The organism is Mycobacterium sp. NGS49 (genome assembly GCF_059812565.1).
In genome coordinates, this window is record NZ_JCALCX010000051.1 from 19,442 (window position 1) to 29,739 (window position 10,298).

Annotated in this window: 9 protein-coding genes; all 9 read left to right on the forward strand. The window is 67.3% G+C overall.

The window, feature by feature from the left end; translation table 11 throughout:
- The first annotated feature begins 2 nt into the window (after positions 1 to 2).
- A complete protein-coding gene (locus AC5Y7D_RS28905) occupies positions 3 to 929 on the forward strand; it encodes a DUF4436 domain-containing protein (protein ID WP_499929473.1) in 927 nt (308 codons plus the stop codon).
- Between the two features lie 283 nt (positions 930 to 1,212).
- A complete protein-coding gene (locus tag AC5Y7D_RS28910; RefSeq protein ID WP_499929464.1) occupies positions 1,213 to 1,338 on the forward strand; it encodes a hypothetical protein in 126 nt (41 codons plus the stop codon).
- On the forward strand, positions 1,338 to 2,195 hold the full coding sequence (locus AC5Y7D_RS28915; protein WP_499929465.1) for a DUF4436 domain-containing protein: 858 nt from the start codon (positions 1,338 to 1,340) through the stop codon (positions 2,193 to 2,195). The genes AC5Y7D_RS28910 and AC5Y7D_RS28915 overlap by 1 nt, the downstream gene beginning before the upstream one ends.
- A 54-nt stretch (positions 2,196 to 2,249) precedes the next feature.
- On the forward strand, positions 2,250 to 2,963 hold the full coding sequence (locus tag AC5Y7D_RS28920) for a rhomboid-like protein (RefSeq protein ID WP_499929466.1): 714 nt from the start codon (positions 2,250 to 2,252) through the stop codon (positions 2,961 to 2,963).
- Between the two features lie 45 nt (positions 2,964 to 3,008).
- On the forward strand, positions 3,009 to 4,790 hold the full coding sequence (locus AC5Y7D_RS28925) for an N-acetylglutaminylglutamine amidotransferase (RefSeq protein ID WP_499929467.1): 1,782 nt from the start codon (positions 3,009 to 3,011) through the stop codon (positions 4,788 to 4,790).
- A gap of 4 nt (positions 4,791 to 4,794) precedes the next feature.
- Positions 4,795 to 6,666 carry an alpha/beta hydrolase family protein gene (locus tag AC5Y7D_RS28930; RefSeq protein WP_499929468.1) on the forward strand — a complete coding sequence of 624 codons (1,872 nt, stop codon included), beginning with the start codon at positions 4,795 to 4,797 and terminating at the stop codon, positions 6,664 to 6,666.
- 36 nt (positions 6,667 to 6,702) lie between these two features.
- A complete protein-coding gene (locus tag AC5Y7D_RS28935; protein ID WP_499929469.1) occupies positions 6,703 to 8,118 on the forward strand; it encodes an NAD(P)H-hydrate dehydratase in 1,416 nt (471 codons plus the stop codon).
- Between the two features lie 27 nt (positions 8,119 to 8,145).
- Positions 8,146 to 9,528 carry a glutamate decarboxylase gene (gene gad, locus AC5Y7D_RS28940; protein WP_499929470.1) on the forward strand — a complete coding sequence of 461 codons (1,383 nt, stop codon included), beginning with the start codon at positions 8,146 to 8,148 and terminating at the stop codon, positions 9,526 to 9,528.
- Positions 9,529 to 9,770: 242 nt separating this feature from the next.
- A partial coding sequence (locus tag AC5Y7D_RS28945) for a PE family protein (RefSeq protein ID WP_499929471.1) occupies positions 9,771 to 10,298 on the forward strand: 528 nt, incomplete at its 3' end.

The following is a 10,298-nucleotide window of genomic DNA, read 5'->3' on the forward strand; positions in this document are numbered from 1 at the left end:
GGATGAGATGGGGTATCGCAGGTATCGCGGCATTCGTCGCGGCGTACGTCACCCTGGTCTCGCTGTATGCCTTCGCCGGCATGGGCCCGTCGCATCCCCTTACGCAGGCCCAGCCGATGGCCGACGGGACGACCGTGACGCTGGACGTGGTGGGTATCCAGCCGTATCGCAACGCTTTGGTCGGAGACCTGACCGTGTCGCCCGGACCCGCCCTGCTGGATCCGCGAACCGGCAATCTCACCGAAGATCTCACCGTCACCGTCACCTCCGCGACAACCCCGACCAGCCGATCCTGGCCGAAGGGCACGCAGCCGGGCGTTTTCCCGGTTTCGCTGAACATCAGCGGTGACGTCTCGGACTGGCCCTTTGACACCTACATCTCCAAACCGGTCTCCGTCGACCTCTTCCGGGGCACCCCGCAGACACCGGAACGGGCGTCGGTGTCATTCGTCGACCGCCTTCCCGGCTGGAAGGCGGGGGTGCAGGGCGGCAAGGCGGGCGGGGTCGGCGGACCGTACCGAGCGGAGTTGCAGCGGTCGCCGAGCACCGTCGCGCTCGCGGTCGTCCTGGTCGGGGTGCTGCTCGCGCTCGCCTGCCTGGCGCTGGTGGTATCCGTTCAGACGGTGCGGGACCGCAGGAGGTTCCAGCCGCCCCTGACAACGTGGTTCGCCGCCATGCTGTTTGCGGTGATACCGCTGCGCAATGCGCTTCCCGACGCACCGCCGTTCGGAGCGTGGGTGGACGTGACGGTCGTGCTCTGGGTGATCGTGGCCCTGGTCGTGGCGATGGGGCTGTACGTGTCGTGCTGGTGGCGGCACCTGGCACCGGAGAAACCGGAGAACCCCGAGACACCGGACAAGCCTGCCGAACCGGCGCAGGCGAAACCGGACACGCCGCCGAAACCCGCTGAGCCGGTCGCGACCAGCTGAACCGTTACCCGCATGCCGACGGGTTCGCGGCCGGCAAACGGCGTCCCCACGTCGGCCACGTGATCGAAGCAGCCTCGGCAGCAACGCTTTTGCCGCCGCTCCCGGTGACCATCCCGATGCAGGCCGCGCCGGCAGTCGAATAGCCGCCGTCGTTTCCCCCAAGTCGCCACACGCACGCGGAGCTTCCATTACATTTGCACCGGGTCGGGCATGACGGCGGGGGGAAGAACATGCGCGCGCCGGTCGCTCTCGTAGCGATTTTTATTCCATCCTGGTCGTCGATATGACCTTGACCCCGGGAGCCGAGCTGCGTGATCCGGTCGACCACCAGCCCAGAGAAGACCTCAGCTTGCCGGTGACGTTCACCCACAAGCTGTCGGGTGGGACGCCTGAAATCGGAGTGGCTTGATGAAACTTGGCATCGCTGGCCTGCTGCTCTTCATCGCGGCCTACCTCGCCTCGACGTCCCTGTACGGCAGCGCCGGCAAAGGTCCGCATGACTTGACACAAGGGCACCCGACCTCCGACGGCACCTCTGTCACCCTCGACCTGCAGGATGTTCAGCAGAGCAACACCGTGCTGGTGACGAACCTCTCCATAGCGCCCGGACCGGCGCTGCTGGATCAGCAAACTCATGGTCTGACCGAGGACCTCAGCATCGTGGTCACCTCTGCGGTGACGCCGACCAAGCGCAGCTGGTCGAAGGGCATGCTGCCCGGCAGCTTCCCGGTCCCGTTGAGCCTGGTCGGTAACGTCGCCGATTGGCCTTTCGATCGTTACCTCTCGGGGCCCATCACCGTCGAATTGTTCCGCGGCGAGCGCCAGGTCCCGGAAAGAGCGGCGGTGACTTTCACCGACCGTCTCGCCGGCTGGCGCATCGACATCCCGGCCACCGACGGCTCCGGTGGGCCCTACCGAGTGAAACTGCAGCGCTCGCCGAGCACTGCGGCGTTCGCCGTAGTCATCCTCGGTGTGCTGGTCACGCTGGCCGGCCTGGGTCTGTTCGTGGCGGTCCAGACGGCACGCGACCGAAGAAGATTCCAGCCTCCCATGACGACGTGGTACGCGGCGATGCTCTTCGCTGTGGTGCCGCTGCGCAACGCGTTGCCCAATGCACCGCCGTTCGGGGCCTGGGTCGACGTCCGGGTCGTACTTTGGGTCATCGTCGTCCTGGTGCTGTCGATGACGATCTACATCACCTGCTGGTGGCGTCATCTGGCACCGGACCAGCCGGCGAAACCGGCTGAGCCCGTCTCGACCGGCTGAACCGGGGCCGCCCAGCCGGTACGCTCCGACTGCCGGGCGTGAAAGGGTTGGACGGTGGCGAGGGCATCGATATCGGTACGGGCCCGTGCCCTGGTGCGCGCGGTGTGGCACTACGTCATCAGCGCCCCGCTGACCTACGGGTGGCTGCTCGCCTTGGCGATCACCACGATCGCGCAGAACATGCTCACCGGCCGTCAGCTGCACTCGATACTGCTGCACCGCTATACCAACATTCACGCGCTGGCCACCGATCCGCTGGGCGTGTTGTTCTCCAGCTTGTGGTGGATCGACGGCCGGAGCCTGGAACCCTACTTGCTGCTGTTCACCCTGTTCCTGGCGCCGGCCGAGCGATGGCTGGGCCAATTGCGCTGGCTCGCGGTGGGATTGACGTCACACATCGTGGCGACCTATGTCAGCGAAGGCCTGCTGTACCTGGCCATCGAGATGCACGAAGCCTCGCCCCGATCGGTGCGCGCCCATGACATCGGCGTCAGCTACTTCATGGTCGGAGTGATGGGCATCCTCACCTACCGCATCGCCCGGCCGTGGCGCTGGGGGTATCTGGGCATACTGCTGCTGATCTTCGGCTTCCCGGTGTTGTTGATGGACCGCATCGAGCTGAGCTTCACCGCCATCGGTCATTTCGCTGCGTTGCTGATCGGTCTGGCGTTCTACCCGATGGCCCGCGAGCTTGACCGGGCGCCATGGAACCCGGCCCGACTCAAACAGCTGTTCCGTCGGCAGCAGGCACCCGAGGCGCCGGCGTGATACTCGACAGTGAAGCAATCGATCGAGGGCAGAACGGAATAGCGCATGTGCGGCATCTGCGGTGAGATCCGCTGGGACGGCGAAGCGGCTGATGTCGGCGCCGTCACCAGGATGGTCGACGCCATGGCGGCGCGGGGACCGGACGGGTCGGGCGTGGTGGCGCACGGACCGGTTGCGCTGGGGCATCGACGACTGTCGATCATCGATCTGTCGGCCTGCGGCTCCCAGCCGATGGTGGACAGCGAGCTCGGCTTGACGCTGGTGTTCAACGGTTGCATCTACAACTACCAACAGCTGCGAAAAGAACTCCAAGCCGACGGCTACCGCTTCTTCTCCACCGCGGACAGCGAGGTGGTGATCAAGGCATTCCACAAGTGGGGCGCCGGATGCGTGGACCGCTTCAAGGGCATGTTCGCCTTTGCCGTCGTCGACCGGGCCTCGGGCGTGGTGACGCTGGCGCGCGACCGGCTGGGCATCAAGCCGCTGTATCTTGCCGCGGCGCCGGGCCGGCTCCGGTTCGCATCGTCGGTGCGTGCGCTGCTGGACGCCGGCGGCGTCGACACCGAACTGGATCGTCATGCACTGCACCACTACATGACCTTCCACGCGGTGGTGCCGGCGCCGCGCACCATTTACCAGGGCATACGCAAGCTCCCCCCGGCAACGGTACGGGTGGTTCAGCCCGACGGCACGCACACCGACAGCGTGTACTGGGCGCCGAAGTTCGGCCGCGACCCGGCTCGCGCCTCGTGGTCGGCGGGCGACTGGCAGCACGCGCTGATGGACGCGCTGCGCGCCTCGGTGCAACGCCGGATGGTCGCCGACGTGCCAGTCGGTGTGCTGCTGTCGGGCGGCATCGACTCCTCAGTGGTGGTGGCGTTGCTGGCAGAGCAGGGCCAGCACGGCCTGGCCACATTCAGCATCGGGTTCGACTCCGCCGGCGGCGAATCCGGCGACGAGTACTTTTACTCCGACCTGATCGCGAAGACTTTCGACACCGATCACCACAAGATCCATATCGATTCCTCGCGGCTCCTGCCCGCCGTGCCGAAAACCATTGCCGCCATGAGCGAGCCGATGGTCAGTCACGACTGCGTGGCCTTCTATCTGCTCTCCGAAGAGGTCAGTAAATCGGTCAAGGTCGTGCAGTCCGGTCAGGGAGCCGACGAGATCCTGGCGGGTTATGGCTGGTACCCGCCGCTGGCCGGCGTGCCCCGCGCGCAGGTCACCGACGTGTACGCCAGGCATTTCTTCGACCGCACCCACCGCGACGTGTTGTCCATCTATTCCCCCGACTACTCCCTCGAGGCAGACGTCAGCCGGGAATTCGTCAGCGCCCATCAGGCGGCGCCGGGCGCCGACACCGCAGTGGACGCCGCCCTTCGGCTCGACACCCAGGTCATGCTCGTCGACGATCCGGTCAAACGGGTTGACACGATGACCATGGCCTGGGGATTGGAGGGGCGCGTCCCGTTCCTCGACCACGACTTCGTAGAGCTGGCAGCCACCTGCCCACCCGAGCTGAAGCTGGCCTCCCACGGCAAAGGCGTGCTCAAGGACGCGTCTCGGGCGCTGCTGCCGCCCGAGGTGATCGACCGGACCAAGGGCTACTTCCCGGTGCCGGGGATTCGGCACCTGCACGGCGAATTGCTGGACATGGTTCGCGATGCGTTGACCAACAGTGCCGCCCGCAGCCGCGGGCTCTACCGCGCCGAAGCCGTCGAGGCATTGCTGAAGGCGCCGAACGAATCGCGGACCACGTTGGACGGCAACTCACTGTGGCAGCTGGGCCTGCTCGAGATGTGGCTGCAGAGCATGGCGGGCTGACGACGTGGGGCAACAGGTGCGCGCGCTGTACGGCGCATCGCTTTCCCCGGATGCGACCGCGTTCGCTCACCTGGTCGACGACGGTGGCTATCCCCGCGCGGTGCAGCGCTTTCTGCGCGGTCGGCGGGCGAGCTCGTCGCGCGATGTCGAGTTGCCGGTGCACGGTCCCGTGTTGCGCGTCATCCATTCCGCCGACGGTCACTGGCTGGCCTGCGAAGTGGCTCCCGACGGCGGTACCCGCAGTCAGATCTGGGTTGTCACAACCGATCCCGACGACCGGATGGCCCGGCGCATCGACACCGAAGAGCACGGGACCGCCGAGCTGGTCGGCTGGGACGGTACCCGGGTTTCGGCCATTCTGACCGGTGAGGACGGGGTGGGAATCTCGTGCCTGATCGATCCCGCCGATGGGCACTGCACCGTGCTGGACCGCCGTTCCGGCGGACGACTGGTCGACGCCTGGTCGGGGGCGGCTCTGGTGCGGGTCGGGCCGCGCGGCTACCAGGAGATGATCATGCTGCACGGCCACACTGAAATCGCTTTGCTGCCGGCCGATCCCGGCTCGACCACGGCCACCGGCGTCATACTCGACGACCACCAGCCGCGCCGCATCCGCCACGGCCCGACCAGCGAAGACGCCAAGTTGTACTACCCGGGTAAGTTGTACGGCGCCAAGGGTCGCGGCTATGTGCGGGCATTGGTGCGCAGTGACAACGGCTGCGAATACGCCCGGCTGCTGGAAGTGACGGCTACCGAGGATGGGGTCAGTTACCTCGTGGTGGCCGAACGACCCGACTGTGAACTCGATGAGTTCGCGGTCAGCGATGACCTGTCCACCATCGCGTTGCTGTGGAACACCCAGGGGCGCAGCGAGTTACAAATACTCGAGTACAGCGACTACACGCTGACCGAACCGATTCCGCTGCCCGGGCCGCTGGCCGGCCAGTTGTCCATCAGTGCAGGTGGCTCGCTGGTCGCGATGACGATTGAAGGCCCGGATATGCCGCGCACCGTCGAGCTGGTCAACCCCCGCTCGCGGCAATGGGAGCCGATAGATCGCGAACCCAGCCGCGGGCCGGTCATCGGCGGGTTCTCGGCCCACTCGGCACCCGAGACCATCACCACCCGTGACGGATTGTGCTTGAACGCTTGGCTTTTCCGGCCCGCTGCGCACATCGAGTCGACCGGCGCGGTGGTTTACCTGCACGGTGGCCCCGAGGGACAGTCCCGGCCCGGATACAACGAGATCTTTGCGCAGTTGGTCAACGACGGGGTGACTGTGCTGGCGCCCAACGTCCGTGGTTCCGGCGGCTTCGGGCGCACCTTCGTCCATGCCGACGACAAAGAGAAGCGGTTCGCGGCTATCGACGACGTCGCCGATTGCGTGCAGTACCTGGTGGCCAGGGAGCTGGCCGACCCGGCGCGCATCGCCTGCGCCGGCTGGTCGTACGGCGGCTACCTGACTATGGCCGCGTTGACTTTTCACCCGGACCTGTTCGCGGCCGGCGTCAGCATCTGCGGGATGAGCGACCTTGGCACCTTCTACCGCAACACCGAGGCCTGGATTGCCGATGCCGCGTACCCGGAATACGGGCATCCGGTCAACGACCGGGAACTGCTCGATCGGTTGTCGCCGCTGCTGCGGGTCGATGCGCTCACCGCCCCGCTGCTGGTCGTGCACGGGGCCAACGACAGAAATGTTCCGGTGACCGAGTCCGAGCAGATTGTCGAGGCGCTGCGCCGGGCCGGCCGCGAGGTGCGCTACCTGCTCTTCGAAGACGACGGCCATGCGATCTCGAAACGGGAGAATCGGGCGGCGCTTGCCACCGCCATGAGCGAATGGCTGACCAAGGCCTTCGCCACTAACCGAACCTGAGCACGACCGGTTCCGCGGCGAACGTAACCTTGCTACGTGCGGCACTACTACCTCGCTGATGCGATTCGCGAAGCCGAAGCGCCGCTGCTGGCCAACCTGCCCGACGGCGCCTTGATGAAACGGGCGGCGTACGGACTGGCCACCGCGATCATTCGTGAGCTGACCGCGCGTGCGGGCGGGGTAGCGGGCCGCCGGGTCTGCGCCGTCGTCGGATCCGGTGACAACGGCGGCGACGCAATGTGGGCGGCGACCTTCCTGCGCCGGCGCGGCGCCGCGGCCGACGCGGTATTGCTCAACCCGGAACGAGCACACCTTAAGGCGCTGGCCGCATTTCGCAAGGCGGGCGGCCGCGTCGTCGAAAAGATTGATCCGACAACGGATCTCGTTATCGACGGAGTGGTGGGCATCTCCGGGTCGGGGCCGCTGCGGCCGGCCGCGGCGCAGGTGTTCGACCAAGCCGCTGACATTCCGGTGGTCGCCGTGGACATTCCCAGTGGAATCGACGTGGCCACCGGCGCGATCGCCGGCCCCGCGGTACGTGCCGCGCTCACCGTCACCTTCGGCGGGCTCAAACCGGTGCACGCGCTGGCCGACTGCGGCCGCGTCGAACTCATCGACATCGGACTCGATCTGGCCCCCACAGAGGTTGTCGGTTTCGAGGCCGCCGATGTGTTGGCCCGCTGGCCGGTGCCCGGTGCCCACGACGACAAGTACACCCAGGGCGTCACCGGCGTGCTGGCCGGGTCCTCGACCTACCCGGGCGCCGCCGTGCTGTGCACGGGCGCAGCCGTCGCGACACACTCGGGGATGGTCCGCTACGCCGGCGGCGCCCACCGCGAAGTGCTCGCCCAGTGGCCGGAAGTCATCGCCTCGCCCACCCCGGCAGCGGCCGGTCGGGTACAGGCCTGGGTGGTCGGGCCGGGGCTGGGTACCGACGAAACCGGGGCCGCGGCGCTGTGGTTCGCGCTGGAGACCGACCTGCCGGTGCTGGTCGACGCCGACGGGTTGACCATGCTGGCCGCCCATCCGGATCTGGTGGCCGACCGTACCGCCCCCACGGTGCTGACCCCGCACGCCGGGGAGTTCGCCCGGCTGGCCGGATCACCGCCGGGTGATGACCGGTTGGGCGCGACACGGCGGCTGGCCGACGCGCTGGGGGCCACCGTGCTGCTCAAGGGCAACGTCACCGTCATCGCCGAGCCCGGCGGCCGCGTCTACCTGAACCCGGCGGGACAGTCCTGGGCGGCCACCGCCGGGTCTGGGGACGTGCTGTCCGGAATGATCGGTGCCCTGCTCGCGTCGGGACTGCCGGCCGGCGAGGCAGCCGCGGCCGCGGCATTCGTCCACGCCCGGGCGGCGGCGTTGTCGGCCGCCGATCCGGGACCCGGCGAGGCGCCTACGTCGGCGTCGCGGATTTTGCACCACATTCGGGCGGCCCTGGCTGCCCTGTAAGTTCCCCGCCCAACGAAAGGTTGCACCGTGACCCTCAGCCGCCCGTCCGTGCCCGCGCACTCAATCGCCCCCGCCTACACCGGCCGCATGTTCACCGCCCCGGTGCCGGCTTTGCGGATGCCCGAGGAGTCGATGGATCCCGAGGCCGCCTACCGCTTCATTCACGACGAGCTGATGCTCGACGGCAGTTCGCGGCTGAATCTGGCCACCTTCGTCACCACCTGGATGGACCCCGAGGCCGGCAGGTTGATGGCCGAGACGTTCGACAAGAACATGATCGACAAGGACGAATACCCGGCGACCGCGGCGATCGAGCAGCGCTGTGTGTGCATGGTGGCCGACCTGTTCCATGCCGAGAACCTGCGCGACGACGACCCCAGCAGCGCCACCGGGGTGTCCACCATCGGCTCCAGCGAGGCGGTCATGCTGGGCGGGCTGGCGCTGAAGTGGCGCTGGCGTGCCAAGACCAAGGACTGGAAAGGCCGCACCCCCAACCTGGTCATGGGCTCCAACGTGCAGGTGGTGTGGGAGAAATTCTGCCGCTACTTCGACGTCGAGCCGCGCTATCTGCCGATGGAGGAGGGACGCTACGTCATCACTCCCGAGCAGGTGATCGACGCCGTCGACGAGAACACCATCGGGGTGGTAGCGATCCTGGGCACCACCTATACCGGCGAACTCGAACCGGTCGCCGAAATCTGCGCCGCACTGGACAAATTGGCTGCAGACGGTGGCGTGGATGTGCCGGTGCACGTCGATGCCGCCAGCGGGGGCTTCGTGGTGCCGTTCCTGCATCCGGAACTGAAGTGGGACTTCCGGCTGCCACGGGTGGTGTCGATCAACGTCAGCGGGCACAAGTACGGGCTCACCTATCCCGGGGTCGGGTTTGTCGTGTGGCGCAGCGCCGAGCACCTGCCCGAGGACTTGGTTTTCCGGGTCAACTACCTGGGCGGCGACATGCCGACCTTCACGCTGAACTTCTCGCGCGCCGGCAATCAGGTGGTGGGCCAGTACTACAACTTCCTGCGGCTGGGCCGCGAAGGCTACACGCAGGTGATGCAGTCGCTGTCGTGGACCGCGCGGTGGTTGGGCGAGCAGCTGCGCGTAGGCGAGCACGCCGAGCTGATCACCGACGGCACAGCGATCCCGGTACTCGCCTTCCGGCTCGCCCGCAATCGCGGGTACACCGAGTTCGATCTCTCCCACGAGCTGCGCGGCTACGGATGGCAGGTGCCGGCCTACACCATGCCGGACAACGCGACGAACGTGTCGGTGCTGCGCGTCGTGGTGCGCGAAGGCCTTTCCGCCGACCTGGCCCGCGCGCTGCACGACGACACCGTCAAGGCGCTGGCTTCGCTGGACAAGCTGAAGCCGGGCGGGCACTACCAGGCCGAGCACTTCGCGCACTGAACCGTCGTCGGTGCCGGTGACCTAAGCCTGGTGGCCGAACTCGACCGGTCGCCCGAGGCGGCCCTTGGCGCTTGGGCGGTCATCGCCGTTTTGCAGGGCGGCTGCCGAGGTTGAGGAAATGTGTGATACATCACCGTGCTGGTTCTGTCTGGGGTAGTTGCTGGACAGATTCGGCTTTCGGTCCTCGATGGTAAGGCGTGTCGCCGCCTGACCTTGTGCCAAGTGTGATGTCGGAGGTTGTGATGGCGTTTGTAGTCGCGGTTGCGTCGGACTTGGGTGTGGCTTCGGGTCGGTTGGCCGGGATTGCGGGTTCGCTGGCTGAGGTTGCTGCCGGGCTGTCGGGTGCGACGACTGCGGTGGCGACGGCGGCGGGGGATGAGGTGTCGGTGGCGGTGGCGGCGTTGTTTGCGGATCATGGCCGGCAGTTTGTGGTGGCGCATGCTCAGGCGAGCGCGGTTGGTGTGGAGTTTTCTCGGGTGTTGGCTGCGTCGGGGGCGTATGGGGGTGCTGAGGCGGTTAATGGGCGTGTGTTGGGGGCGGTGGAGCAGCAGGTGTTGGCAGCGGTGAACGCGCCGACTCGGCTTTTGGTGGGGCGGGCATTGATCGGTGATGGTGCTGATGGGGCGGCGGGGACTGGTCAAGCTGGTGGGGCGGGCGGCATTTTGTGGGGTGATGGGGGTCAGGGTGGGTCCGGTGTGGCCGGTGGTGGTGCGGGTGGTGCCGGTGGTCAGGCGGGGCTGTTTGGTCGCGGTGGTGCTGGGGGGCGGGTG

What these genes read in the sequence shown, in the direction of transcription:
- AC5Y7D_RS28905 (WP_499929473.1), top strand. Translation starts at nt 3, where the DNA reads ATGAGATGGGGTATCGCAGGTATCGCGGCATTCGTCGCGGCGTACGTC.
- AC5Y7D_RS28910 (WP_499929464.1), top strand. Translation starts at nt 1,213, where the DNA reads ATGACCTTGACCCCGGGAGCCGAGCTGCGTGATCCGGTCGACCACCAG.
- AC5Y7D_RS28915 (WP_499929465.1), top strand. Translation starts at nt 1,338, where the DNA reads ATGAAACTTGGCATCGCTGGCCTGCTGCTCTTCATCGCGGCCTACCTC.
- AC5Y7D_RS28925 (WP_499929467.1), top strand. Translation starts at nt 3,009, where the DNA reads ATGTGCGGCATCTGCGGTGAGATCCGCTGGGACGGCGAAGCGGCTGAT.